We start from the raw sequence: 24,866 nt of genomic DNA, 5'->3' as shown, positions 1-24,866 counted from the left end.
GGAGGAACATAAAAAATGAATATCAAAACTGACAGGCTCGTAATTCGGACATTTGAACCGGAAGATTGGCAGGATGTCTATGCGTACGCCTCAAATCCGAATGTCATGAAATATATACCAGAGGGTGTCTTTACTGAAGAAGATGCCAGGAAATTCGTTACTGAAAACAGCGGTGAACATGCCGGGAAGTTTCCCGTTTTATTGAAGGATGAAAAAACGGTCATTGGCCACATTGCTTTTTTTCAGTATTTTGGCGATCATACGTATGAAATCGGCTGGGTGTTTCACCCGGAATACCAGGGCAAAGGATATGCTTCAGAGGCGGCGCGCGCCGTGCTGGCATTCGGGTTTAACAAGATGAAATTACACCGGATCATTGCGACATGTCAGCCGGAAAACATGGCTTCGCACCGGGTGATGGAAAAGATCGGGATGAGGCGGGAAGGCTTTTTTAAAAAATGCATCCCCCATGATAATGAATGGTGGGATGAATATTATTATGCCGTTTTAGAAGAAGAGTGGGAAGTCTCCAATCTGGAATAAAAAGGCTTATACCCTTTGCTTTTACAGATAAGTGTGTGCTACACTGTTTGTAACAAATACGAAGGGATGATGGGTGGACAATGATTAACTAATCTTATTTTGACCGTTTGAAATCAAATATTTCAAATCAGAAAAAATAGGATTAGTCTGCCCATTTTCTATACGATACGAAAGCTATGTAAAAATAGCTTATTTGATCATGCACAGGTACGGCTAATCCTTCCAAATCAATTTGGGAGGATTTTTTTTGGTCCTCCCTTTAAAGCGAGGGATTGACATATGAAAGAAATGGTAAAAATAAGCGGCATCAGTTATGAAATCAACAGCGTTCCCCTTTTTGAACAGATCAGCGCGAGCGTTCAGCAAGGTGACATCATCGGCGTTATCGGTAAAAACGGCGCCGGCAAATCGTTATTGCTGCAATTGATCTGCAATCAAAAAACGCCGTCACAAGGACAGATCCAGATGATGCAAGATGTGAACATATATATGGTGGAACAAGAAACAGAAGCTTACGATTCCGGCCATCCGGAGCCTGCGGAGGCCGCCTTGTTAGAAAAGTGGAACGTACCCGCACGCGCCTTTTCGCAATTAAGCGGCGGAGAAAAATTGAAAGCCCGTCTTGCCAAAGGTTTCTCCTCCTCAAGCAGCCTTTTGTTATTAGATGAGCCGACGAACCACCTCGATCAGCACAGTTTAGAAATACTGCTAAATCAGATCAAGAATTACAAAGGCACCATTATTTTTGTTTCGCATGATCGTGCTTTTATAGATGCAGCAGCGACAAAAATCTGGGCCATCGAAGGAAAGAAACTCATTGAACATAAAGGGAATTATTCAAGCTATATGGAGGTCCGCAAACAGAGAAGACTGACACAGCAGCGCGAATATGAGAATCAGCAGAATATGGTCAAAAGGATTGAAGCTCAAATGAACGAGCTGAGCGCCTGGTCAAAAAAAGCCCACGCCCAATCAACGAAAATAGAAGGGTTTAAAGAATACCATCGCGTAAAAGCAAAACGCACGGACGCCCAGATTAAATCAAAGCAGAAGCGTCTTGAAAAAGAGCTTGAAAAAGCGAAAGCAGAACCGGTTGAAGCGGAGTATGAAGTCCGTTTTTCCATTGAGCACCGCAAAAAAGCGGGAAAGCGTTTTTTAGAAGTAAGTGATGTCACAAAGTCATATGACAGACGAACGCTTTTCAAAAACGTGAATTTCACTGTGATGCACGGTGAAAAGATCGCGATTACAGGCCCGAACGGCAGCGGGAAAACAACATTATTGAAGGTCATCCTCGGTCAGGAAAAAGCGCAGGGCGGCAGCATATGGATTTCTCCGTCTGCAAACGTCGGATATTTAACCCAGGAAGTATTCGACCTTCCGCTTGATAAAACCCCCGAACAGCTTTTTTACAAAGAAACGTTCGAAGCAAGGGGAAATGTTCAATCCCTCATGAAGCATTTAGGATTTACCGCAGCGCAATGGACGGAACCCATCGGCAAGATGAGCATGGGAGAGCGGGTCAAATGCAAACTGATGGCGTTTATTCTGGAGGAGAAAGATGTGCTGATTCTGGATGAGCCGACAAACCACCTTGATCTGCCGTCACGCGAGCAGCTTGAAGACACTTTGGCCCGATACGACGGAACGCTCATCATCGTATCTCATGATCGTTACTTTGTCGAAAAGACGACGGACATCCGGCTTGATATCTCAAACGGCAGCGTCCGAAAACAATGGAAAGAATCTCCCTCCGTCAGGGACGATGCTGAAGAACTGCGATTGAAGCTTGAGACCGAACGGCAGGAAGTCCTCGGAAAACTCAGCTTCATGACTCCGGCTGATAAACAATATCGTGAGCTTGATCAAAAATTCAAAGAGCTGACGGAAGAGATCAAGAAATTGAAATGAATGAAAAACCCGTGATTGTCACGGGTTTTGTTTTGGAAAGCTCACGTATCATGAAGAATAATTTCAAACTGATTTGTACAACCTACGTTCAGATTAATTATGAGCATGGTTCAGGGGGGCGAAGAATGGCCAAACGCATTGGAATTACGGGAAACATTATGGCTGATCAATCCGGCCCTTTCCCGGGTTATAATCGGGCATATGTCAATAATGATTATATTCAGTCTGTTTCTGAGGCCGGCGGTGTGCCGTTTATATTGCCGGTGATTCAAGAGACGGCGCTTTTAAAGGAACAGGTCTCTCATGTTGACGGGATCATTCTGTCCGGCGGCCAGGATATAGACCCGCTGTTTTACGGCGAAGAACCTTTACAGGCTTTAAGAAAGACCTTTCCTGATCGGGACGCCTACGAGAAGGAGCTGATTCTCACGGCGGTTGCTTTAGAAAAGCCGATTCTTGCAATCTGCCGGGGGATGCATATGTTAAACGTCACTTACGGGGGAACTTTATATCAAGACCTGACACACGCTTCGTTTGCTGACATTAAGCATGATCAAGAAAAAGATCCGCCGTTAAAAACCCATCATGTTTCTTTTGAAAAAGGGACACGTCTCCATACCTTGTTTGGCGATTCAGCGCGGGTGAATTCATTCCATCACCAGATCATAAAAGAGACGGCGCCTTCGTTTAAAGCCTCGGCTTATGCGAAAGACGGGGCCATTGAAGCAATTGAACGGACGGGTGAATTATTTGTCGTCGGCGTGCAATGGCATCCCGAAATGCTGACAAAAAAACATGAAGACATGAAAAAGCTTTTTTCTCTTTTCATGGATGCGGTCAGCACATAAAAAAAGCAGATCATAACGATCTGCTTTTTCATTTTATTCTTCCGGTTTCTCCGGTGTTTTGCCTTGTGTCAGCTTATGGCCTTCGATATCCACGTTCGGAATGATTTTATCCAGCCACTTCGGCAAGTACCAGGCCGCATGTCCCATCAGCTTCATGACACTCGGAATAATGGTCATTCTTACAATGAACGCATCAAAAAGTACACCGAAAGTCATTGCCAAGCCCATGGATTTGATCGTAGCTTCTCCCGCAAAGATGAATCCCGCAAAGACGAAAATCATGATCAGTCCCGCCGCTGTTACGACAGGTCCGCTATGTTTCAATCCGGCATGAATGGCTTGTACCGGATTTTTTGTTTTGACATATTCTTCTCTCATTCTGCTGACAAGGAATACTTGATAATCCATCGCCAGCCCGAAAAGAATACCGATCGCTAAAATAGGCAGGAAGGCGAGAATCGGGCCTTTTTCCGGAATGCTGAGCAAGCCGGTGAAATTCCCATCCTGAAGGACGAATACCGATAAGCCGAGTGTAGCGGTCATCGTCAGCAAAAAGCCGACGACAGCGGCAAGCGGCACGAGAAGTGAGCGGAAAACAACGGTCAGCAATACAAACGCAAACCCGACAATGAGAATGGCGAATTCCGGAATGGCATCGTTTAATCGGTCTGAAATATCAATGTTCACCGCGGTTGACCCGGTGACGAGCAGGCGGATGCCGTTTTTGTCTGATCGTTTCCGTATATCCTGCACTAACTCTTTCGTTGCCTTATCATTCGGCCCGGTTTCAGGCATTGCCGTAATGATGGCATAGTCCCCTTTTTGATTCGGCATGGCAGGTGTGACGCTCGCCACATTGTGCAAGTCCTTCACTTCTTTCACGGCGTCTTGAAATGCTTCACTTTTGTTCCCCTTGACCCCTTTTGCATCGGCAACAATTGTCAGCTTGCCGTTAAAGCCTTCTCCGAATCCTTTAGACAACAGATCATAGGCGCGGCGATCCGGGCTGTCTTTCGCTTTCATTCCCGCATCAGGCAGCCCCAGCTCTAAATGCATGGCCGGCAGACTGATGACAGATAAAAGAATAATGCTGAAAATGCTTAACAGAATAGGTTTCTTTGTAACGAAGCGCCCCCAGGCATTCGTGCCGGCGCTTTTCTTTTCTTTCTTCTTGTTTGATTTCGGAATCATCCGTTTTCCCGCGATTGACAACACCGCAGGCACCAGCGTTACTGATGCCAATACAGCCATCAGCACACTGAGTGCCGCAGTCAATCCCATGGCAGACATGAACGGAATGCCGACAACGGTCAATCCGCAAAGCGCGACGATCACGGTCAGTCCCGCAAAAACGACGGCGCTGCCTGCCGTTCCCGCGGCTTTCGCGATCGATTCATTTTTTTGTACACCTTCGCCCAAAAACTGACGATGCTTCGTAAAGATGAACAGCGCATAATCAATCCCGACGGCCAGGCCGATCATTCCGGATAATGAGAGACTGACCGAAGCTATCGTAAAGAACTGTGTCCCAATTAACGTCAGCGCGACGCTTACACCTAACCCAATCAAGGCCGTGACAATCGGCAGCCCCGCGATGACTAATGAACCAAACGTAATAGCCAGTACGACGAATGCCAGCACAACGCCGACAATTTCAGATACACCGCCGATTTCAACACCGGCCCCCGGCACATCGCCGCTGATCTCCGTCTGCAGACCCTTGTCTCCGGCGGCGGACAGACTGTGTTTCATATGTGAAACAGACGCATCCGTAATGTCATCCGCCGCTTTTTTGTACGTAATATCGGCATATGCCACTGATCCGTCTTTAGAAATGGTTCCTGTCTCAAAAGGACTTGCAATTGAAGCGACTGAATGATCGGTTTTGATCTTCTTTAATGTCTCTTCAACCGCTTGTTTTTCCGGTTTTGACGTCAATTTCTTCCCGTCTTCAGCTCCGAAAATAACCCGTATGCTTCCTTTATCGGGACCCTTTGAAAATTCTTTTTGAATGATATCCATCGCCTTTTCAGAAGGTGTGTCGGGAATTGACATATCCTCAGAAAAAGCAGGTTTTAACGAGATGGCGATCACAATCGAAGCGATCAGTATCACGAGCCACGCACTGATCATTTTAAATCGGTTGCGGGCAGACCATCCCCCTAATTTATATAAAAAACCAGACATCGAATACTCCTCTCCAATCATTACTTTCTGCCTAATTGTAGTTCACATTCACATAAAAAAAACGTACATAGGGGCATGTACGTTTGGGCAGTTTTTCATTATATATTCAGTTTCAGAATGCCTTTTTGCATGGCAATGGTGACGGCTTCCGTCCGCGAATCAGCGCCTAATTTGTTATAAATCGATGTTAATCTCGCTTTTACCGTCCGCTCTGAGATTCCTAAATCGAAGGCGATCGCTTTGCTTTTATGTCCTTGCGCAACGGCTTCTAGAACTATGATTTCCTTGTCCGTCAGCTGTGTTTCATTGGCATTTGCCCGTTCCATTTTCATTTCCCGGAAACGCCGCAAGATGTCCGGCTGCAGAAGCACTTCTCCCCTGACCGCCGCATCCATCGTATGAAATAAGGTTTCTGAGCTTGTGTCTTTCAGCAGATAACCGTTCGCGCCTGATTCAATGCCTTCTATCATCAGATGATCTTCATTATAGGTCGTCAAAATAATGATCGGCACATCAGAATGCTCTTTTATCTGTTTAATGGCTTCCAGCCCGCTCATTTCCGGCATGTACAGATCCATGAGAATGACATCGGGCTTTAGTTCCTCTGCGAGGCGGACGGCGGTTTTCCCGTTTTCCGCCTCTCCCGTTATGGTGTAATGGTCATTTGTTTCTATCAAAAGCTTCAGACCTTCTCTGACGACAAGATGGTCATCTGCTATTAACACTTTATACATGTTCCGCCTCTCCTTGAATTGGTATGATGATCTCAATTTGAGTTCCCGCTGATCTGGCGCTTGTTATACGGCAAGTGCCGTTCATCATATTGACGCGTTCTTGTATCCCAAGCAGCCCGTAATGTCCGCTTTTTTTCATTTCTGTTCCGGCATCAAAGCCTTTCCCGTCATCTTTGACGGTTATGCGGATCTGTCCCTCTTCTTCCTGAACGGATACCCAGACATTCTTTGCTTCTGCATGCTTGGCGGCGTTTGTCAGGCCTTCTCCAATCATGTAATGGCAATTCTCCGCCGTATGAACGTCAAGCACATGATGCACGCTGTACTCTAAAAAACAAGACAGCCCGGAGGCTTCTGTAAAATGGTTGATTTGTTCAGTGATGCTTTCTTTTAAGAACCCGATCTTTTCTGATGTGCTGCGAAGGTTGTCAATGGCCGAGCGCGCAGCAGCCAATGTGCCTTTCACTCTGTCCATTGACTGGCTGATGATGTCTTTCGCTCTGTCAGTGTTATCTTTCGAAAGATGAACTTGCACCGCTTCAAGCTGCATATGCAAGCTGACCAGCCCTTGTGCAAGCGTATCGTGCAAATCTCTCGCCATCCGCTGCCTTTCATTTTGAAGCGTCAGCTGTTTCACTTGCCGGTGAGCGAGCTCTAATTTTTCAAGCGTCATTTGTGTTTTTATTTTTTCATCAACTTGCGCGAAAAATGTGGCCGCATACGTGATAATCACGATCATGATGGGAGCGGCGATAACGATGAAACGTAGCAGATGATGCGGATGCTCCTGGTGCAGGGCTGTTATGGACATTAAAATGAAAAGATAGAGTATGAGCAGCGTTTTTCCCTTATCCGCCATTCCGATAATCTGCCCGATTAAAAAGGCATAGAGACCGACGACAACCGCGATATAGCCCCCGGTCATCAAGTTAGCCGATGTATATATGATAAATCCCTGTATGATGAAATAAAGAAACGTTTTTTTGTTCACCCAGCGATGGGAATGCCAGTGCAGCACGGTAAAAATGACGATCAATATCGTGAATAACAGCAGCAAAAAAACCGTCCAGCTTTCATAAATGTACTGCAAAGAGACTGATGCGGCATATACCATTAAAATAAACGCCAGACCGGGCACCCGAAGCGCAAGCATATGCAATGAACGTCTGTCACGGGAGACATAGTCTTCTTGATGTTTTGTACCAAACAATCTCTGTCCACTTCCTTTTAGCCGACCGGCCTCACGAGGTTTTATTCTATTTGTCATCATACCATAAGTGCCTTCTTCTCACCTTCCCCTTCTGTTCCTGCATGACGGGTGAAAGAAAAAACAGCCTGCGGGATTGTGCGCAAGCTGCTTTTGTTCATATCTTTTTTATGACCTTTCCCGGGTTTCAGCGGGCTCGTCTCCCGCGCGGCAAAACCGCCCGCGCATCAGAAAAATGTTCATGACACCAACAGCCATTCCATGTGAACAAGAGGAAGCGATTGTGCTTCCTCTTTTTTTGATGCACCGTCAGGCTTTTTCTCCGCTTTTTCTGATAAACAAAATTTGTAAGACTAGAGCTCTTTTCTCAGGGGAAATTAATTACGTAATTGAGAAGAGGAGGTTTAAAGATAATTATGGAAAAGCGTGAATTAGCGGCTCACGAGTCGCTGGACTTACATGAACTGATTAACTTTAAGACGCTTTGTGTCGCGAAATCCAAGCTCATGCAAGGGCTTGTGTTTGATCAGGATCTGAAAACGTTAATGGAAAAAGACGTTCAGCAAGCCTCTCAAGACCTGGCTGATCTGCAGGCGGTTTATGAACGGGCAACGTTTCAGGCCCCCGTTCCTCAAAACCGGCCGACTTCGATCATCAATTGAAAGGAAGGTAAGCATCATTGAATCATGACCATTTAGATCCAATCAATTCATTACACGTCCCTGAACTCGCAGATATGACATTCGCAATGGATTTTCTTTTACGGGCAAAAGAAGGCGTCAGAAATACCGCCGTCGCTTTGACAGAAACCGCTTCACCTGATGTAAGAGCTTTGCTGCGCAAACAGCTCATGCAAGGAATCGCGATGCATCAGGAAATTACAGACTTGATGGTCAGCAAAAAGTGGTTTCACCCGCATGATCTGAGCGAACAGTATAAACTGGATCAGCTCTCTGCAAAAAATACCCTCATGGTCGGAAACATGAACCTGTTTCCCGTTGAAACGAACAGAAAAGGGATGTTTGACCGCACACCTGATGAACACTAACACTGGAGGTATTACAGCATGAAGGCCGTAACGTATCAAGGAGTTAAAAACGTCGTCGTCAAAGACGTGCCTGACCCGAAGATTGAAAAACACGATGACATGATTATAAAAGTCACAAGTACGGCAATTTGCGGGTCTGATTTACATTTAATCCACGGACTCATCCCGAACTTGCAGGAAGACTACATCATCGGGCATGAACCGATGGGCATCGTGGAAGAAGTCGGCCCCGGCGTGACGAAAGTCAAAAAAGGGGACCGTGTCATTATTCCTTTTAATATCGCCTGCGGAGAATGTACTTATTGTAAAAATCACCTGGAAAGCCAATGTGACCAATCAAATGAAAACGGCGATATGGGCGCTTATTTCGGCTATTCAGGGAGTACCGGCGGCTATCCGGGCGGCCAGGCCGAATATTTACGCGTCCCTTTTGCGAACTTTACTCATTTTAAAGTCCCCGAAACATGTGAAGAACCGGATGAGAAATTGAGTGTTATTGCCGATGCGATGACAACCGGCTTTTGGAGCGTTGACAATGCCGGCGTAAAAGAAGGCGATACAGTCATCGTTCTCGGCTGCGGGCCCGTGGGCCTTTTCGCTCAAAAATTCTGCTGGTTAAAGGGAGCGAAACGCGTAATAGCCGTAGACTATGTCAACTACCGTCTCCAGCATGCGAAACGGACGAATAAAGTGGAAATCGTGAACTTCGAAGACCACGAAAATACGGGCAGCTACCTAAAGGAAATCACTAAAGGCGGCGCCGACGTGGTCATTGACGCCGTCGGCATGGACGGGAAAATGACAGACCTTGAGTTCCTCGCCAGCGGATTAAAACTTCAGGGCGGGGCGATGAGCGCTTTAGTCATTGCCTCCCAAGCGGTGCGCAAAGGCGGAACGATCCAGATTACGGGTGTGTATGGCGGGAGATATAACGGTTTTCCTCTTGGCGATATCATGCAGCGAAACGTCAATATCCGATCAGGACAAGCTCCCGTCATCCACTATATGCCGTATATGTTTGAACTGGTGTCAACCGGCAAAATAGATCCGGGCGATGTTGTAAGCCATGTCATTCCGCTTAGTGAAGCGAAGCACGGCTATGAGATGTTTGACACGAAAACAGATGATTGCATAAAAGTTGTACTCAAACCTTAGAGAACGGAGGCTACAGAAATGGCCAGCGCCTTACATGAATTACTCGAAATTCAGGAGATGGCTTCTTTTAAGTCACTTTGTCTGACGAAGTCCAAAACTATGAAAGCGCTCGTATCCGATCCGCAGCTGAAAGAAATCATGCAGCAGGATGCGGATACATCAACAAGGCAATTGCAGGAGTTTGCCTCGATTTTATCTGATGCAAAGCATGAATAGGAGATGAATAACGAATGAATCCGATTATGGAATACCTGACGGGGATGAATGCACTGACAGACCAAATTGTCGCAATGGATTTATTGAATTCGGCAAAAAGCGGTGTCAGAAACTATGCGATGGCGGCGACGGAAGCCGGAACGCCTGAAGTGAAAGCGATCCTCACCCGTCACTTAGAAGAAGCCATCGACATGCACGAGCAAATCTCACGCTATATGATGGAAAAAGGCTGGTATCACCCGTGGAACACAAATGAACAAGTCCGGCTCAATTTGCAAAATATTGATACTGCGCTCCGCCTGCCCGTCCTATAAATCGTTTTGCTGCTGAGACAGCACCCCTGACTCAAGCTTCAGTATTTCAAACTGTGAGCTGCCTTTTACAGCGCCCAGGCGGCTCTCAGTTTTTTTATGCCTTCTTGTATATCGGTTTCAGAAACCCCCGCGAATCCGAGGGAAACTGTTTTTTCAGGGACTTGTTTTTGATAGGTAAGAGACACGGGATAGATTTTGACGCCTTGTTCCTCCGCCTTTCCAATCAGCTCTTTTTCGCTGAAAGGCAGATGAACGTCAAGTAAAATCCGCAGCCCGGAATTTTCTCCGCGAATCCTGACGTATTGTCCCAGCTCGCGCCGCACGGCCTCTAATAATACCGCTCTTTTTTTCCGGTACAGCTTTCTCATTCTGTTAATATGTTTCTGCCACTCTCCGCTTTTGATAAATTGAGCCAGCGTCAGCTGACTGTGGCAGGAGACGGTCTGTTTATATAAAGAAGCGATTTCCCTGCCTTTTTCAATAAGCGGCAAAGGAAGAATCATATAGCTGATGCGCAGCGAAGGAATCAGAGATTGGGAAAACGTCCCCATATAAATGACACGGTGATGCTGATCAAGTCCCTGCAATGATGGGATCGGCTGGCCGGTGTATCGGAATTCACCGTCATAATCATCTTCTATAATGAACGATTGATGTTCCTTCGCCCATTTCAGCAGCTGAATCCTTCTGTTTACCGGCATAATCGTTCCTAACGTAAATTGATGAGAAGGCGTGACATATACAAGACGCGGCCGCTCTTCATTCAGCTTCCGGATACAGACTCCTTCATCATCGACGGGTATCGGAATGATCTTCATGTGATTGGCTTTAAAAATCTCCCTCGCTCTCGGATAACCCGGATCTTCATATCCGATGGATAGATTTGCTTCAAATATTTTGCACAGCATTTGCAAAAGAGCAGGGTTCCCTGCGCCGACTATCACTTGTTCAGGACGGCAATTCACCCCGCGCGACTGATATAAGTACTCCGAAATGAGCGTTCTCAATTCAAGCTCGCCCAAATCATCCCCGGGCCGATACAGCTCATGCCCGTATTGATCTAAGCTTGCAACCATACTTTTGCGCCATGCCGAAAACGGAAAATGAGCGGCATCCACAGTGCCGTAGTGAAAATCAATCCATTGGCGGTCTTCCTTCGCCTTTGTTTGAACAGGCGAAGCGCCCGGCTTTTTCACATAGACGGCGTCCGAGTCATAATCGGCAAACCATCCGCTTCTCGGCTTACTGACAATATAGCCTTCGGCGGCAAGCTGTTCATAGGCACGCTCCACAGTCGTCTGACTGATGGAAAGCTGACTTGACAAAAGCCTTTTTGAAGGAAGCTTCAGTCCTTTAGGAAGACGGCCCTGATGCATATTTTCCTTAAAATGCCGATAAAGCTGCTGATAAAGCGGAATATCCAGATCTCTATTTAAAAATGGCGTGATATCCATTTTTGCTCCCTCCAAACTGGCATTCTTCTTTTTATAAAAACTGGCCATTTGTATAAGGCCAATTTCAGTTTATAGTCATTATAAACTTTGAAAATGGGTTTAGAAATATATATTGGAGTGATTGGAATGAAGAAAGCCGCAAACGGCTGGATTAACGGATTTATCGGCGTGCTCATTTTCAGCGGCTCGCTTCCGGCGACCCGCTTGGCTGTAGCGGACTTTGACCCGGTATTTCTCACCGTATGCCGCGCCGCGATAGCCGGTATATTGGCAGGCGCTCTGCTCCTCATTTTTCAGGAGAAACGCCCTGCCAAAAGCGACATCATTTCACTAATAACAGTAGCGCTCGGCGTCGTGATCGGTTTCCCGCTGCTTACAGCCTTAGCGCTTCAGCATGTCACATCCGCTCATGCCATTGTCTACATCGGGCTTCTCCCGCTTGCGACGGCGATCTTCGGCGTACTGCGAGGAGGCGAACGGCCCAGACCGGTCTTTTGGATTTTCTCGGCTGCCGGCAGCATCCTCGTAGCCGGATATGCTCTGCTGCAAGGAGGAGAATCCTCTCCGCTCGGTGATACGTACATGATCGCTTCGATTATCGTGTGCGGTCTCGGTTATGCCGAAGGCGCCCGCCTCTCCCGGTTGCTTGGCAACTGGCAGGTGATCTCTTGGGCACTCGTTTTATCGCTTCCCCTTATGTTCATCCTGTCTTTCTGCTTCATGCCGGACTCATGGTCAAACATCGGCGCGCCCGCACTGCTCAGTCTTGCATATGTCTCAATATTCAGCATGCTGATCGGCTTCGTATTCTGGTATCGCGGACTCGCCCAGGGAGGCATCGCCGCGGTCGGACAGCTGCAGCTTCTGCAGCCTTTCTTCGGACTGTTACTGGCCGCCATGATTCTCCATGAAAAAGCAGGATGGGAACTTGCGGCGGTGAATGCCGGCGTTATCGCTTGCGTGGCGGCCGCCCGGCAGTTCGCAAATCAATCAGAAAAGGCCGAACAATGAACTTGTTCGGCCTTTTCATTATATTCCGCCCGTAGGCAGCAGAAGTCTGTATCTCTTTCACATGATCCGGCTATTTTTCAGGCAGGCTGAACTCCCTTAAACGCACTCATCACCAGATCATGCACATAGGAATCATTCACCTCATCACCTGTAATAAGCAGACGATAGAAAATCGGTCCGTAAATGAGATCGATGCTTACGTCAATATCAAGATTCTCTCTTAATTCACCTTTTTGAATTCCCTTTTCCAGAAGGCCTTTCGCTTGGAGGCGGCGGGGCTGGAAAAATCGAGTGCGATATTCTTCCGCCAATTTTGCATCCAGCTGCCCCGCACCGATTAATTCCTTAATAACGGTTCCTTCCCGGCTCGTCAAAAATCTTGCTAAATTCGTGGCGTGGGTCAATATATCTTGCACTGTTGATCCTGTATCGGGCACAGGCAGCCTGTCCGTAGCGGTCGAAAGAAAGCTGTCCATGATAACGGCAGCCTTGTTTGACCACCATTTATAAATCGTTGCCTTACTTACTTTGGCACGCTCAGCAATTTTATCGACTGTCACCGCGTCAAAGCCATTTTCCAACAATAGGTCATACGCTGCAGAAAGAATCGCCTTATGTGTTCCTTCATCGCGCGGCCGTCCTCGTTTACTCTGCACATGAATCATTCCTTCCCGAATTATAAACGATACGTTCAGTATACTTAACCTGTATAAAAAAAGAAAACAGAAACCCATTTACAAAACTGAACGTTTAGTATATTATTTGCTTATAATAAAACTAAACGTTTAGTTTATAAAATAACTTAAGGGAAGTCTTGATGAAACATAGACTCTCAAAGCCTCTGCGTAAGGAGATGAATCAGCAAATCATTTATCAAAGCATCATAAAAACCACTTAAAAAGGAGTTCATTCATATGGCTAAAGAAAACAAACAAACAGCAGATCAAGGAATTTCACCTGGTTTAACCCTTCTTCTCGCAACGGCATGCGGTATCATTGTCGCTAATCTTTATTATGCACAGCCCTTGGCAGGATTCATTAGTGCGGCAATCGGGCTTTCTCCAAGCAGCGCAGGATTGATTGTCACACTGACTCAAATCGGATACGTTGCCGGCTTACTGTTTCTCGTCCCTTTGGGAGACATTATCGAAAACAAAAAACTTGTCGTTGTATCGCTCCTTCTAAGCGCAGCCGCTTTGACACTGACAGCATTTGCGAAGCATGGAACACTGTTTTTAGCCGCTGCGTTTTTCATCGGACTGGGATCAATTGCAGCCCAAGTGCTAGTTCCGTTCGCATCATACCTTGCACCGGACGCCGCACGCGGCCGGGTTGTCGGCAATGTGATGAGCGGCCTGCTGCTCGGTATTATGCTTTCCCGTCCGATATCCAGTCTGGTCGCTGATATATGGGGGTGGAATGCCATATTTGCTTTATCCGCCGCGTTAAGTGTTGTCCTGGCAATCGTCTTATCAAAAGTGCTTCCTGCCAGAAAACCAACAGCAAACACAAGCTACACCGTCTTACTCGGTTCAATGTGGAAGCTGCTGCGCACGACTCCGGTCTTACGCCGCCGTGCCATTTATCATGCGTTTGTATTTGGAGCTTTCAGCTTGTTCTGGACGACTGTACCTTTATTATTGTCCGGTCCTGCTTTTCATTTTTCTCAAAAGGCAATCGCGCTGTATGCATTAGCAGGCATTGCAGGTGCAGCGGCTGCACCGATAGGCGGCCGTCTGGCTGATCGCGGCTTGACCCGGCTTGCCACCGGAATCGCTCTCGGTGTTGTCATCGTTTCTTTATTACTCCCGCTCATGATTCAAAGCAGCTCTCACGTCGGCATAGCAGTTCTGGTGGCCGCAGCTATCCTGTTGGATATGGGTGTATCTGCCAATCTCGTACTCAGTCAGCGTGCCATTTTTTCGTTGGCACCTGAATTTCGCAGCCGATTAAACGGATTATTTATGGCCATCTTCTTTCTGGGCGGTGCTATAGGATCATCAATCGGAGGATGGGCATACGCCTCAGGCGGGTGGAGTATCACATTATGGATTGGAATCGCTTTTCCGGTCATCGCATTGCTTTATTTCACCACGGAGAAATAAGCCATTCACCAAAAATAAGCCGTCAGGACCAAGCTGACAGCTTTTTTTGATGTATTCTTCTTTACATCCTTCGGAACAAAAAACCCCTGTTTCATGAGTAATTTTGCTTCATGCGGTTCCACATTCTCACCGTTAAGATCGTAATCAATAGAAACGAAACGATTACTAACACAATACCTGTCATTGACTCACTGAAATTGATAACGACAAAGCTGGACAATAGCACCATAGGAATATTTGAAATCAATACAGTTAACATGTAGGCAGAATACTTTAACCCGACTGCAGCGGATAAAAAACAAATCACATCCGTAGGAGCTGCCGGACAAAGCATCCCCACTGCCAAAAACTTATAATTGTACGCCTCCAATAACACTTTCAAGTCAGGATATTTATCTTCCAGTAATTGAGTCGTTTTTTCGCTGGCGAATTTCCTTGAAAAAAGATAAACCAATGTTTCGCTTATAAACAGTCCGGCCATTGATAATAAAATGCTGACCATCGGATCAAAGCATATTCCGCCTACAAACATCAGCGTCATGCCGGGAATAAAAAAGAGAAGCCTGACGATCCACAAAGCCAAAAACAGCAGCATCGCGTATTGCACATGCCCTGATATAAAGTCCGTTACATCATTCATATCAAATGACAGCACGTCCAGTTCCTTCAAACAATAAACACCTAAAAACCATATACATAATAAAATCATTTTATTTTTCAATTTCTCCGCTCTCCTCGCTTTCCATCACATCATAAGCAAAAAAAATGAAGAAACAGCCGGTAAAATTCTTAAGGATTCTTAAGTTATTCTAAGAAAAAAGCTTACGGAACGTTTGTCCCGCAAGCTCTAGTCAATCGGGTGTTCAACAGAAAAACGAAGCCATCCGCCGCTGTAATCCGCATGAATACGGCCGCTGTGAAGCTCAACAATTCTCTTTGAAATGGCAAGTCCGAGCCCGGTGCCTTGATGACCCGTCCTGGCCTTATCCCCTCTGAAAAACCGTTCAAACAATTGATTGATATCGTCAGCAGGGAGATTTTCGGCCTTGTTTGACACTTGCAAAATTGCTTTTTCATCTTTTATTTCAAGGTTTATGAACAATTCAGATGGTTTGATGCTGTACTTCAGCGCATTCATAAAAAGATTATCATAAACGCGAACCATCTTTTCTATATCAATACAGACGGGAACATGCTCTTCCGTAATTGATTTTCGGACAGTTAATCGTTCCTTTTCAAACATGGGAATGTACTCTCCGGTGATTTGTTCCAATAGGGCTGACAAGTCTGTTTTGCTGCGGTTCAAAGTAACGTCCGGACTCGATAAATGTGTATATTCAAACAGTTCATCTATTAAATATTTCAGCCTTTGCGATTTTGAATAAATCGTTTCAAGGTACTCCTGAAATTGAGCTTTACTGTTGTATTGTTCTTTTTTAAGCAGATCCAAATATCCGATAATTGATGTTAACGGGGTCCTTAAATCGTGAGATACACTTGAGATCAGCTCACTTTTCGCTCGTTCTAATTCTCTTTCGTGTTCAAATTTACTCTCTAATTCTTCGGACATATAATTGATATGTTGTGCAAGCTGTGTCAATTCATCCCTGCTTTCAATCCTGATGGTCAAACCCAATTTCCCATTGGCAATATGGTGAACACTCTCCGTAATGTGTTTCAAATATAATATTTTTTTCCGCACCAATAACAAAAAAACCGCAATAAAGGTCAAAATAGCTGCAGTAAATTGAATCAGTATCCTAAAATTAGCGTTTCCTTGGCTCACATCTGTTAAATAATTTATTTTGTACAGATATGAGATAGATAAAATAACAAGAATCAACACACCAAATGCAACTAGATAACTAATTGCGATCGCGATCAGAAGCCTGACAATCAGCTTATTTCCAAACTTCTTCATATTTTGTATCCCGTTCCCCATACCGTTTTGATATAAATCGGATGTTTAGAATCCTCTTCTATCTTGTCTCTGATCTTTGTGATGTGGACCATTACGGTATTGTCCGACTTAAAAAAGTCTTCCTTCCATACCGCCTCATATATTTTTTCAACACTCATGACAATTCCTTTGTTTCTCGAAAGCAGCTCCAGAATATCAAACTCTTTCGGAGTCAGCCTGACTTCTTTCCCCCGCACCCACACCTGCCGTGTATCCGTATTCACGGTCAAATCACCGATTTCAATGACGTTCGCCGTGCTGATCGTATCTGTATTGTATTTTTTATACCTTCTCAGCTGCGATTTCACTCTGGCGATCAATTCCAATGGGTTAAACGGTTTCGTTAAATAATCATCGGCACCGGAAGCCAGTCCTTGAATTTTATCCATATCCTCCGATTTGGCGGAAAGCATGATGATGGGCAGATTGCGTTCTTCTCTGATCTTCATGCATGCCTCAATCCCATCCATATTGGGCATCATAATATCCAAAATAATCAGGTCAAACTCCTTTTGCTCCAATAATTTCAATGCTTCAGCAGCATCTTCCGCCTTCTGTGTGTCTATTCCTTCATTTTCTAAATAGACAGAGATCAGGTTTCGGATATCTTTGTCATCATCTACGATTAGAATGGTTGTCCCCATATGAATCCTCCCTCTTTTTTTGCGGCAATGAACAGCTGAAAACATATGCCGGCGGAATATTCCTGAATTCTCTCTTTACTTCTGTTTTGGGAAAGAATTGCTCAATCAATGCCTTTTTATATTGAGTATATTGGAATGTAATAAATTCTCCATGATTTCTTAAGATTTTAGCTGTATTCGTCAAAATATCAGCAGACACTTTTTTCGGAAGGCTTGCAAAAGGAAGTCCTGAGACGACATAGTCGGCATAAGGGATTCCATGCTCCTTCATATGACTCTCAATATGTTCAGCCGATCCATGTACAATAAATAGGTTCTGTTCCTCTTTATATTTTTCTTGCAGCAAAGCATAAAATTCCTCATTTTGTTCTATCAATAAGATCATCGTCCCAGGGTGACGTTTTTCAAGCAGCTTTTTTGTAAATACTCCCGTACCCGGCCCGTATTCAACAATGTATTCAGCTTTATGAAAATCAATTTTTCCCATCATCTTCTCAGCAAGAAAACGCGAGCTGGGCAGAACGGCGCCGACAGATCTGGGATTCATAATGTATTGAAATAAAAATAACAGACGTTTCATCTTTAATCTCTCCATTTGTTTTGAATTTATAAAACACACTCTACATTCAAAACCTGAAGAAAAAGCCGTAAAAGTTCTTAAGAAATCTTAAGTTATAAAAAAAAACGGCGGGATTTGCCGTCTTTTTCAGCTGCCGATTCTTTCAGCAGCGGTAAAACCATGTCATAATATGTTAAGAAATAATTGCGCCATAGGCAGGTGAAACACATGAAGAAGTATTTATATAAACACCTTTTGTTAGCTCTCGTTTCGTCCGTTTGCTTTTTATTGGTCTTTTACATGAGTTTAAAAATGACACAGGAAGACACACCGCCGTTGTCTTCTTACCCGTTTTACCTTTTTATTTATCTTTACATAGCAGCCGGATATTTGACGGTCGGCCTTGTTTCAGCTTGTATGACTGATATCTTGAAGAACCGCTGGACATTCAATAAACCGTCTACCATTCTATTGAAACTTATCGTTTACTTACTCATACCGTATGCTATTTTTCATTCTTTCTTCATTTTAATGGCGCCATTGATTTATGTGCTGTTTGAGTCGTTATTCATACTGAGAAAAGCTTCATAACCTGCAAAAACATACCGTATGCTGCCGGTATGTTTTTAATATGCTTGTCAGTTGTTCGCAGTGATCCGTTTGATGTTTTCTTCCATCAAGCCGGAAATGAGCTGTTCGTTTGTATGAGGAATCTGTTTGAGCTGTTGTACGACCAGCCCTTGTCTTGCAGCTGAATGATTTTGACTCAGCTTTGCTTTCCCCTCTATTTTGCTGATTTTGATTTTAAAGCCTTTTACCCCTTTGTTCATGCCTGCCAGCAATTTCGCATCGACATCCTCTAATTTGTACGGGCTGTCGGGGCTTTCGTATTTCAATACGAGATCACTCATCGACTGCACGGTTTCTTCCTCATCCAAAAGCTCCGCCTCTCCGTAAACATGAACCGCCACATAATTCCATGTGGGAACAGCCTGATTCGTCTCATACCATTTAGGCGAGATATAACAATGCGGCCCTTGAAAAACGGCTAACACGTTTTGGCCATCAATCTCTTTCCATTGGGGGTTCGGCAATGCAAAATGACCGTATAAGTATTCGTTATTCTTACTCATCATCAATGGCAGGTGGGTTGCATACGGCATGCCTTCCGCCGTTGAAAACAATGCTGCGAAACCATACTCTTTGATAACATCGCACGCTTGAGCTTCACTCAGCTGAAATGGAGCCGGAATATACATACAAAACTCTCCTCTCGAACATGGATTGATAAAGCGCTTTCTGCTATAATAAGATATCACCTGACATTTTAAAAGGTACAGTTAGGAATAAATAAACATGTCAGAGGAGAACATCTGATGAAAAATATGATTTTCGCTTTCGAAAGCGACACCCCGAAATACAAACAAATTTACGAGCAATTTAAAACATTGATTGAGCAGGGAAATATTCAGGCAGATGAGCGGCTGCCTTCGATTCGGGAGCTGGCAGATTCCCTGCGGGTAAGCCGCAATACAACGCTGATGGCTTATGATCTTCTTTTAGCGGAGGGATACATTCGCGGAGAAACACGCAAAGGTTATTTTGTAAATGAAGTAGAACCTTCTATATTTCAAAAAGAAAACGATGTTGTTTACGCTGAAAAAACCGAATCAACTCAGCCGGTCCTGATTGATTTTCGCGCCGGAGCCGTCGATCAAAAGCATTTTCCTCTGAAAACATGGAGAAAATTATACAATCAAGTTTTGACATCAGAGAAAAGCTTCCTGTACGGTGAACCGTTCGGCGAGAGAGACCTGCGTGAACAAATTGCCGCTTATCTCTTGGAATCCCGCGGAGTGAAAACAGATGCGGATTCCATTATCATCGGCAGCAGCACGCAGCAGATGCTGATATATCTCAGCCGGATTCTGAAAGAGGATTTTTCGGGAATGATCGTTGAAGACCCGGGATTTGACGGTGCCAGAGCGGCTTTTCAATTTCACGGGCTATCTCTGGAAACGATGCCTGTCTATGAAAACGGAGCTGATTTTTCTCAATTACATGCAATGAAAGAAAAATTAATCTATGTGACCCCATCCCATCACAGCCCTTACGGCGTAAGCATGTCCATTCAGCAGCGCCAAACTCTGATCAATTGGGTGAATCATAGAGAGGGTTATATTCTTGAGGATGATTATGACAGTGAATTCCGTTATACACAGCAGCCGTTTCCCGCTCTTGCTTCCATTCAATCAGACCGGGTGATTTATTTAGGGAATTTCTCAAAATCCTTTCTTCCGGGCATCCGCATAAGCTATATGGTTTTGCCGCAGCGCCTTTTGCACCGGTATAAAGAACGGTTTATTCATTTCGAAAGCACCGCTTCTTCGCTTAACCAGCTGACCATGGCTGAATTGATGAAGGCCGGTGAATGGACCCGCCATATTAAGCGCATGCGCATTGTTTACAGGCGAAAAATGCAGCACTTGATTTCACATGTAAAGCAGCAGTTCGGCGGTCATGTGACGATCATCGGCGAGCAGTCGGGATTGTATATATTGGTGAGAGTTCACCTGAACTATACAGAAGAAACATTAATCGAACGCGCTTTTCAGTACGGAGTGAAGGTATATCCTACCACCGTTTATTTCGTTGCCGAAAAACCCGAACCGCCGATCATAAAGCTAGGTTTCGCCCATCTCGATACGGATCAGATCACACATGGCGTACAGCTTTTGAGAAATGCTTGGCTGTCATGAAAGAAAAAAGGCGCCGAACGGCGCCTTTTTTTATTTCGTATTTCTTGTGAATTTCGGCAGTCCAAATATGATGGCGGCGATGCCGCAGATTCCGATTAAAACGGGATAGAAAGAGTATGGCAGGATGCTGACGGGTGAAATATTCCCGAATTTCCCGGCTGATAACAGCTGCGCGCCGTAAGGAATCAATCCTTGTATCATACACGAAAAGATATCCAGAATACTTGCCGATTTTCTGTTGTCGATGTTGAATTTATCAGCGATATTCTTTGCAATCGGCCCGGCTGCGATAATCGAGATCGTATTATTGGCCGCAGCCAGATTCGTCACGCTGACCAGTCCGGCAATGCCGGCTTCGGCGCCTTTTTTCGAACGGATTCGTTTCGTGATGAACTCCAGTAAAAAGTCGATCCCGCCGTTTTGTTTCATCACGCCGACCATCCCGCCGATCAGCATGGACAGGATGATCAGATCGCTCATTCCGGCAATTCCATCCGTAATCGCCTTAAAATAAGAGTCAAGCGTCAGGCTGCCGCCCGCTAATCCGATGATTCCCGTCAAAACCAATCCGCCGAATATGACAGCCATCACATTAATACCGATTAACGCAAAAACCAACACGGCGACATAAGGAAGCACCTTAATCCAGCTGTAAGATTCAGCACCCGTATGGCCGGCGTGGCCTGCCGGAATAAAAAATAAGATAATAACAGTCACAATGGCAGCAGGCAAAACAATCAGAAAGTTCGTTTTGAATTTATCCATCATTTGTGTTTTTTGCGTCCGGACTGACGCGATGGTCGTATCAGAAATAAAAGAAAGATTATCTCCGAACATAGCTCCGCCGACCACAGCCGCCATCGTAATCGCGCCGGAGATTCCAAGCTCTCCGCTCAGACCCGCGCTGATCGGCGCAACCGCCGCAATCGTGCCCATTGATGTTCCCATCGATATAGAAATAAAACAAGCAATGATAAACAGCCCCGGCAGCAAAAACTGCTGCGGAATAACGCTCAAAGCAAGATTGACAGTTGAATGCACCGCTCCCATCGCTTCAGCCGCCGAAGCAAAGGCACCTGCCAATATAAAAATCATAACCATAATGATAATATCAGGATGTCCCGCACCGGAAGCGAACCATTCTATTTTTTGATTGAGCGATTTCTTCCGGTTAAATAACAGCGCAAAAGCTGACGCAATGATCGCGGCAATCAAGATCGGCAATTTATAAAAATCTCCGGTCACCAGACCAGAGCCGACAAAAAGCCCTACGAATAAGACTAAAGGCAATAACGCCCAAGGGTTCTTTTTATTGTTCATCTGGGTAAACCACCTCTTTTCAGCATTAAAGTCGCTAATCACAGTCTAAGCAACATTTCACACTTTAAAAGTCTGCAGTAAAAAAGTCAAGCTGAAAAAAGGATAAGTAATGATTGATAAGATAGAAAAAGCTGTTTTGTTTCCACTCTTTAGAAAATAAAAAAACCAAGGCTCGTTTCCCTTGGTACATTTCATGCGGCCCGGCGTCCGGGACACCTTCTCTTCATTCAGAAATACATTCAGCCTTCAATCTGTTTTTAAGTTTCGCTTCATTTTCAAGGATATCTTCATAATCCTCAATCTTCCTGTTTAATCGTTTTATGGTTTCATCAATTTCCCTCTGTTTCTCCGTCAGCCTTTTCCTTTCATTTATCAGGATGTTTTTTCGGGGTTCGATCGTATGATCGGCTCCTTCAATAAATAAAGCGGTATATTCAATCAGCGCCTCAATCGACAGCCCGGCACTTCTCATGCATTTAATAAATTCAATCCAATTCACATCATCTTCGTCATAATCGCGGATGCCGCTTTCATCGCGTTTTACCGGAGGAATCAGTCCTATACTTTCATAATACCTAAGCGTTGCGGCTGATAACTCAACCTGCTTTGCAGCCTGCGCAATCTTCATATTCTTATCACCCGTCCTTCAAACCTTTCATAAGCGTGCCATTATAGAATATCATTTCATAAAAAAATAAACCAAACTCCTTGACTTAAAGTCCGCTTTAACATTTAAAGTAAAATTGAACAGAGGATTCATCACTTTATCTTGGAAAGGAAGATAACCATGTGCAATAATCATCCGACTCGTGTATTAAGCGCTCCGCATGCAAAAGCTAAATTTGAGCGGACAACGATTGAGAGAAGAGCATTACGGCCGCACGATATCCTGATTGATATTAAGTACAGCGGGATTTGTCACTCAGACATCCACAGTGCATTCGATGAATGGGGCGGCGGAATCTTTCCGATGGTTCCCGGACACGAAATTGCCGGAGTTGTGGAAGCCGTGGGTGAAGAAGTCACCACATTTGCCGTCGGCGACCGTGTGGGTGTCGGCTGTTTTGTAGACTCCTGCGGGGAATGTGAATACTGTCTGAACGGAGACGAACAATATTGCACAAAAGGCGTTGTTCAGACTTATAATAACCTGGACTACGACGGAAACCCTACGTACGGCGGCTACAGCCAGAAAATAGTTGTCACTGACAGATTCGTTGTCCGGATTCCCGATCAATTGGAATTAGATGCCGCCAGCCCGCTATTGTGCGCGGGCATTACCACCTATTCTCCGCTGAAACACTGGAATGCCGGCCCCGGCAAAAAAGTGGCGATTGTCGGAATGGGCGGGCTCGGACATTTAGCCGTTCAATTCGCGCACGCTTTAGGCGCAGAGGTCACCGTCCTCAGCCGCTCAATGAACAAAAAAGACGAAGCGCTTGAATTTGGAGCCGATCATTACTTTGCAACAAGCGATCCGGATACATTTACTGAGCTGGCCGGACGATTTGATCTTATTTTAAATACAGTATCCGCGAACCTTGACGTAGATGCCTACTTATCCCTGCTTCGCATTGACGGTACATTGGTAAATGTGGGAGCGCCCGCTAAGCCGGACTCATACAGTGTGTTCTCCTTAATCACGGGCCGCCGCAGCATTGCGGGTTCACTCGTCGGCGGTATTCCGCAGACTCAGGAGATGCTTGATTTCGCCGCCGAGCACGGCATTGCTCCTAAAATTGAAGTGATACCGGCCAATCAAGTTGACGAAGCGTACGAACGGGTTCTCCAAAGCGATGTCCGCTACCGTTTCGTCATTGATATTTCAACTTTATAATCGACATAAAAAAACATACCAATATTTGTTGGTATGTTTTTTTCAGTTCAAATTATTTTTTATTTCAGCAGCCATCCGGGCACCGCTTTTATATAAACCAATTCGCCTATCAATTCAACAATCGTCTGTGTGACGATAACAGCGGCGGCTAATGAGGCCCAAGCATCCGGCAGAGCCAGCGCTAACGGAAGGACTGCGAGAGAATTTCTTGTGCCCGTGCTGAAGATCAATGCTCTTCCTTCACCTGTATCCAGACGGAACGCATATGCGATAAACCGGGAGACAAACGGCATAATGAGCAGGAATAACAGATAGATCGGAATCACACGTATAATGATGCCAGCATCACTGATGACCTTGCCGATTTGTGTGGCGACGACCGCCAGTAAGACCAGAGCCATAAAAGGAACAGGCAGCCACGCCGTCCACTCCAACACCTTTTCTCCCGCCGGCTTCTTATCAGCCCACAATTGTGTCATCACTGCCGCCAGCAGCGGTCCCGCTATTAAACATAAGAATGCTTCCAGAAACGGCCCCGCATGAACAGCCCCTATCACTTCTTTCCCGATAAACAGCCACAAGTATAACGGAAGCAATACCATCTGAACGGCGAACAAAACCGGCGTGGAAGCCAGTATTAATCTCTCATTTCCTTTGCCGAGCTGAGTAAAGACGATGACGTAATCAATACAAGGTGTAAGCAATACCAAACAAACCCCTAATAATATAGGAGGAGATTGAGGAAAAATGGCGGTTAACACCCATACAACGACAGGTACAGCTAAGAAATTACCGATCAATAAAGCCGCCATAAACTTGAGGTTTGACATGGCTTCCTTCAGCTTCAAGAATGGGATTTGGGCAAACATGGCATACATGAGAACAGCGATAAGCGGTGATATCGTCCATCCCCAGCGAAGTCCTGAATCTTTCCCGGCGATCCCCGCTATTCCGCCGATTACAAGAGTCACACCATATATCCAAATTTGCTGTTTTTCTAATGTCTCTCTGTTAATTTTCATTGGCTGACACCTCTTCTCCGCCCATTATACCT

The 24,866-nt window shown here is 45.2% G+C and carries 26 protein-coding genes; 13 read left to right on the top strand and 13 right to left on the bottom strand.

Annotated features, from left to right (window positions below):
* Positions 1-15 precede the first annotated feature (15 nt).
* The 3 genes from NSQ37_RS08390 to NSQ37_RS08380 all read left to right on the top strand — a co-directional run bounded on the left by NSQ37_RS08390 (position 16) and on the right by NSQ37_RS08380 (position 3,302).
* Positions 16-543, top strand: a complete 528-nt coding sequence (locus NSQ37_RS08390) for a GNAT family N-acetyltransferase (RefSeq protein WP_032866771.1) — start codon at positions 16-18, stop codon at positions 541-543.
* Positions 544-822: 279 nt separating this feature from the next.
* The gene (gene abc-f / locus NSQ37_RS08385) at positions 823-2,454 is read left to right on the top strand and encodes a ribosomal protection-like ABC-F family protein (protein WP_032866774.1); all 1,632 of its coding nucleotides are present in this window, start codon (positions 823-825) and stop codon (positions 2,452-2,454) included.
* 125 nt (positions 2,455-2,579) lie between these two features.
* Positions 2,580-3,302: a gamma-glutamyl-gamma-aminobutyrate hydrolase family protein gene (locus tag NSQ37_RS08380; RefSeq protein ID WP_015239265.1), complete on the top strand. Its 723-nt coding sequence runs from the start codon at positions 2,580-2,582 to the stop codon at positions 3,300-3,302.
* Between the two features lie 33 nt (positions 3,303-3,335).
* Here the strand turns inward: NSQ37_RS08380 and NSQ37_RS08375 are convergent, their stop codons facing one another.
* The 3 genes from NSQ37_RS08375 to NSQ37_RS08365 form a co-directional block, all read right to left on the bottom strand.
* A complete protein-coding gene (locus NSQ37_RS08375) occupies positions 3,336-5,489 on the bottom strand; it encodes an MMPL family transporter (RefSeq protein WP_032866777.1) in 2,154 nt (717 codons plus the stop codon).
* 98 nt (positions 5,490-5,587) lie between these two features.
* Positions 5,588-6,223 carry a response regulator transcription factor gene (locus NSQ37_RS08370; protein WP_012116939.1) on the bottom strand — a complete coding sequence of 212 codons (636 nt, stop codon included), beginning with the start codon at positions 6,221-6,223 and terminating at the stop codon, positions 5,588-5,590.
* The gene (locus NSQ37_RS08365; RefSeq protein ID WP_341123555.1) at positions 6,216-7,433 is read right to left on the bottom strand and encodes a sensor histidine kinase; all 1,218 of its coding nucleotides are present in this window, start codon (positions 7,431-7,433) and stop codon (positions 6,216-6,218) included. The genes NSQ37_RS08370 and NSQ37_RS08365 overlap by 8 nt, the downstream gene beginning before the upstream one ends.
* A gap of 413 nt (positions 7,434-7,846) precedes the next feature.
* Between NSQ37_RS08365 and NSQ37_RS08360 the strand changes: the two genes are divergently transcribed.
* The 5 genes from NSQ37_RS08360 to NSQ37_RS08340 are packed head-to-tail and all read left to right on the top strand — an operon-like array spanning position 7,847 to position 10,163.
* Entirely contained in the window at positions 7,847-8,092 is a 246-nt protein-coding gene (locus NSQ37_RS08360; RefSeq protein ID WP_015239261.1) for a hypothetical protein, read from the top strand.
* A gap of 17 nt (positions 8,093-8,109) precedes the next feature.
* Positions 8,110-8,478: a spore coat protein gene (locus tag NSQ37_RS08355; RefSeq protein ID WP_039062697.1), complete on the top strand. Its 369-nt coding sequence runs from the start codon at positions 8,110-8,112 to the stop codon at positions 8,476-8,478.
* Positions 8,479-8,496: 18 nt separating this feature from the next.
* Entirely contained in the window at positions 8,497-9,633 is a 1,137-nt protein-coding gene (locus NSQ37_RS08350) for a zinc-dependent alcohol dehydrogenase (RefSeq protein WP_015239260.1), read from the top strand.
* An 18-nt stretch (positions 9,634-9,651) separates the two neighbouring features.
* The gene (locus NSQ37_RS08345) at positions 9,652-9,849 is read left to right on the top strand and encodes a hypothetical protein (RefSeq protein WP_003156073.1); all 198 of its coding nucleotides are present in this window, start codon (positions 9,652-9,654) and stop codon (positions 9,847-9,849) included.
* Positions 9,850-9,863: 14 nt separating this feature from the next.
* Positions 9,864-10,163, top strand: a complete 300-nt coding sequence (locus NSQ37_RS08340) for a spore coat protein (protein WP_012116933.1) — start codon at positions 9,864-9,866, stop codon at positions 10,161-10,163.
* Between the two features lie 65 nt (positions 10,164-10,228).
* Here the strand turns inward: NSQ37_RS08340 and pdxR (NSQ37_RS08335) are convergent, their stop codons facing one another.
* Positions 10,229-11,617 carry a MocR-like pyridoxine biosynthesis transcription factor PdxR gene (gene pdxR / locus NSQ37_RS08335; RefSeq protein ID WP_341123554.1) on the bottom strand — a complete coding sequence of 463 codons (1,389 nt, stop codon included), beginning with the start codon at positions 11,615-11,617 and terminating at the stop codon, positions 10,229-10,231.
* 126 nt (positions 11,618-11,743) lie between these two features.
* Between pdxR (NSQ37_RS08335) and NSQ37_RS08330 the strand changes: the two genes are divergently transcribed.
* Positions 11,744-12,628, top strand: coding sequence for a DMT family transporter (locus NSQ37_RS08330; RefSeq protein WP_332286491.1), 885 nt, complete (start codon positions 11,744-11,746; stop codon positions 12,626-12,628).
* A gap of 77 nt (positions 12,629-12,705) precedes the next feature.
* Here NSQ37_RS08330 and NSQ37_RS08325 read toward each other — a convergent pair whose 3' ends face one another.
* Positions 12,706-13,284, bottom strand: a complete 579-nt coding sequence (locus NSQ37_RS08325) for a TetR/AcrR family transcriptional regulator (RefSeq protein WP_021495037.1) — start codon at positions 13,282-13,284, stop codon at positions 12,706-12,708.
* Between the two features lie 258 nt (positions 13,285-13,542).
* Between NSQ37_RS08325 and NSQ37_RS08320 the strand changes: the two genes are divergently transcribed.
* Positions 13,543-14,733, top strand: a complete 1,191-nt coding sequence (locus NSQ37_RS08320) for an MFS transporter (RefSeq protein WP_025284320.1) — start codon at positions 13,543-13,545, stop codon at positions 14,731-14,733.
* Between the two features lie 91 nt (positions 14,734-14,824).
* On the opposite strand, the gene NSQ37_RS08315 is transcribed toward NSQ37_RS08320, so the two are convergent.
* The 4 genes from NSQ37_RS08315 to NSQ37_RS08300 form a co-directional block, all read right to left on the bottom strand.
* Positions 14,825-15,403, bottom strand: a complete 579-nt coding sequence (locus tag NSQ37_RS08315; protein ID WP_341123553.1) for a TVP38/TMEM64 family protein — start codon at positions 15,401-15,403, stop codon at positions 14,825-14,827.
* A 177-nt stretch (positions 15,404-15,580) separates the two neighbouring features.
* Positions 15,581-16,654 (bottom strand): sensor histidine kinase, encoded by a 1,074-nt coding sequence (locus NSQ37_RS08310; protein ID WP_341123551.1) that lies wholly within the window; start codon positions 16,652-16,654, stop codon positions 15,581-15,583.
* Entirely contained in the window at positions 16,651-17,337 is a 687-nt protein-coding gene (locus NSQ37_RS08305; protein WP_015239254.1) for a response regulator transcription factor, read from the bottom strand. The genes NSQ37_RS08310 and NSQ37_RS08305 overlap by 4 nt, the downstream gene beginning before the upstream one ends.
* A complete protein-coding gene (locus NSQ37_RS08300; RefSeq protein ID WP_341123550.1) occupies positions 17,309-17,917 on the bottom strand; it encodes a class I SAM-dependent methyltransferase in 609 nt (202 codons plus the stop codon). Before NSQ37_RS08300 ends, NSQ37_RS08305 begins: the two co-directional genes overlap by 29 nt.
* A gap of 207 nt (positions 17,918-18,124) precedes the next feature.
* Here NSQ37_RS08300 and NSQ37_RS08295 point away from each other — a divergent pair, with 207 nt between their 5' ends.
* On the top strand, positions 18,125-18,487 hold the full coding sequence (locus NSQ37_RS08295; protein ID WP_341123548.1) for a hypothetical protein: 363 nt from the start codon (positions 18,125-18,127) through the stop codon (positions 18,485-18,487).
* Positions 18,488-18,534: 47 nt separating this feature from the next.
* Here NSQ37_RS08295 and NSQ37_RS08290 read toward each other — a convergent pair whose 3' ends face one another.
* Complete coding sequence (locus NSQ37_RS08290) at positions 18,535-19,155, bottom strand: FMN-binding negative transcriptional regulator (RefSeq protein WP_341123546.1); 621 nt, start codon at positions 19,153-19,155, stop codon at positions 18,535-18,537.
* 117 nt (positions 19,156-19,272) lie between these two features.
* On the opposite strand from NSQ37_RS08290, the gene pdxR (NSQ37_RS08285) reads away from it, so the two are divergent.
* Positions 19,273-20,655: a MocR-like pyridoxine biosynthesis transcription factor PdxR gene (gene pdxR / locus NSQ37_RS08285; protein ID WP_341123545.1), complete on the top strand. Its 1,383-nt coding sequence runs from the start codon at positions 19,273-19,275 to the stop codon at positions 20,653-20,655.
* Between the two features lie 30 nt (positions 20,656-20,685).
* On the opposite strand, the gene NSQ37_RS08280 is transcribed toward pdxR (NSQ37_RS08285), so the two are convergent.
* Together NSQ37_RS08280 and NSQ37_RS08275 are read right to left on the bottom strand one after the other, a co-directional pair.
* A complete protein-coding gene (locus tag NSQ37_RS08280) occupies positions 20,686-21,975 on the bottom strand; it encodes a Na+/H+ antiporter NhaC family protein (protein WP_007409336.1) in 1,290 nt (429 codons plus the stop codon).
* A 223-nt stretch (positions 21,976-22,198) separates the two neighbouring features.
* Positions 22,199-22,603, bottom strand: coding sequence for a MerR family transcriptional regulator (locus NSQ37_RS08275; protein ID WP_043021453.1), 405 nt, complete (start codon positions 22,601-22,603; stop codon positions 22,199-22,201).
* A gap of 159 nt (positions 22,604-22,762) precedes the next feature.
* On the opposite strand from NSQ37_RS08275, the gene NSQ37_RS08270 reads away from it, so the two are divergent.
* Positions 22,763-23,812, top strand: coding sequence for an NAD(P)-dependent alcohol dehydrogenase (locus NSQ37_RS08270; RefSeq protein WP_025284311.1), 1,050 nt, complete (start codon positions 22,763-22,765; stop codon positions 23,810-23,812).
* A gap of 59 nt (positions 23,813-23,871) precedes the next feature.
* Here the strand turns inward: NSQ37_RS08270 and NSQ37_RS08265 are convergent, their stop codons facing one another.
* Positions 23,872-24,834 carry an arsenic resistance protein gene (locus tag NSQ37_RS08265; RefSeq protein ID WP_032866825.1) on the bottom strand — a complete coding sequence of 321 codons (963 nt, stop codon included), beginning with the start codon at positions 24,832-24,834 and terminating at the stop codon, positions 23,872-23,874.
* Positions 24,835-24,866 lie beyond the last annotated feature (32 nt).

Origin of the sequence: Bacillus sp. FSL P4-0334 (genome assembly GCF_038004825.1) — a bacterium.
GTDB classification, from domain to species: Bacteria; Bacillota; Bacilli; order Bacillales; family Bacillaceae; genus Bacillus; species Bacillus velezensis.
This window is presented reverse-complemented; position numbering and strand designations above follow the sequence as displayed.